This is a genomic window from Pseudomonas moraviensis subsp. stanleyae (assembly GCF_036283065.1).
GTDB lineage: Bacteria > Pseudomonadota > Gammaproteobacteria > Pseudomonadales > Pseudomonadaceae > Aquipseudomonas > Aquipseudomonas stanleyae.
In genome coordinates this window covers 1-768 of the sequence record NZ_JAADJI010000033.1, presented here as the reverse complement: position 1 = coordinate 768, position 768 = coordinate 1, and the positions used below count along the sequence as shown (strand labels likewise).

2 protein-coding genes are annotated in these 768 nt (G+C 58.2%); one reads left to right on the top strand and one right to left on the bottom strand.

The window, feature by feature from the left end:
* Positions 1–59: 59 nt before the first annotated feature.
* On the top strand, positions 60–575 hold the full coding sequence (locus GXB78_RS27980) for an Hcp family type VI secretion system effector (RefSeq protein WP_007949952.1): 516 nt from the start codon (positions 60–62) through the stop codon (positions 573–575).
* Here the strand turns inward: GXB78_RS27980 and GXB78_RS27975 are convergent.
* Positions 572–768, bottom strand: a 197-nt coding sequence (locus tag GXB78_RS27975) for a hypothetical protein (protein WP_329517856.1), incomplete at its 5' end; no start/stop codon positions are given. The genes GXB78_RS27980 and GXB78_RS27975 overlap by 4 nt on opposite strands.

Here is a 768-nt window from a genome sequence, read left to right as displayed (position 1 = left end):
CACCCACCGGGCGATTTCGCCTCCGGGCACCCTCAATTTATCCGCAAGGAGAGCACCCCATGGCAACACCAGCGTACATGTCGGTTACCGGCGAAAAACAAGGCCTGATCACTGCCGGCGCCTTCACCGCCGACTCCGTTGGCAACACCTACCAGGAAGGCCACGAAGACCAGGTCATGGTTCAGGCTTTCACCCACGACGTGATCATCCCGCGTGACCCGCAATCCGGTCAGCCAACCGGTCAGCGCGTACACAAGCCAGTTGTGATCACCAAGGTCTACGACAAGGCTTCGCCTCTGCTGCAAGCCGCACTGACTTCCGGCGAGCGCATGAGCGAAATCGTTATCCAGTGGTACCGCACTTCGGCCCAAGGCACCCAAGAGCACTACTACACCACCAAACTGGAAGACGCGATCATCGTCGCCATCAACAACAAAATGCACAACTGCCAGGATCCAGGCAACGCGCACTTCACCCACCTGGAAGAAGTGCAGTTCACCTACCGCAAAATCACCTGGACCCACGAAGTATCCGGTACTTCGGGTTCCGATGACTGGCGTGCTCCAGTCGTTTAATTACGGCTGACCGTTACACGCATCGGCCAGCTCTGCTGGTCGATGTTGTTTACGCCCCTCCAGAATTTCGCGTACGTTGAGCCGCTTTTTTGCGGCCGTCGACGAGCGCCGCTGTACAGCACGAGGAACAAGGGATGTTCGCGCCGGCCAATGAAACCCACTTTGCCCTGACCATCGAAGGGCTTTCCGCCGA

Excerpts from the sequence above, each read along its gene's own strand:
- GXB78_RS27980 (WP_007949952.1), top strand. The coding sequence starts at position 60 with ATGGCAACACCAGCGTACATGTCGGTTACCGGCGAAAAACAAGGCCTG.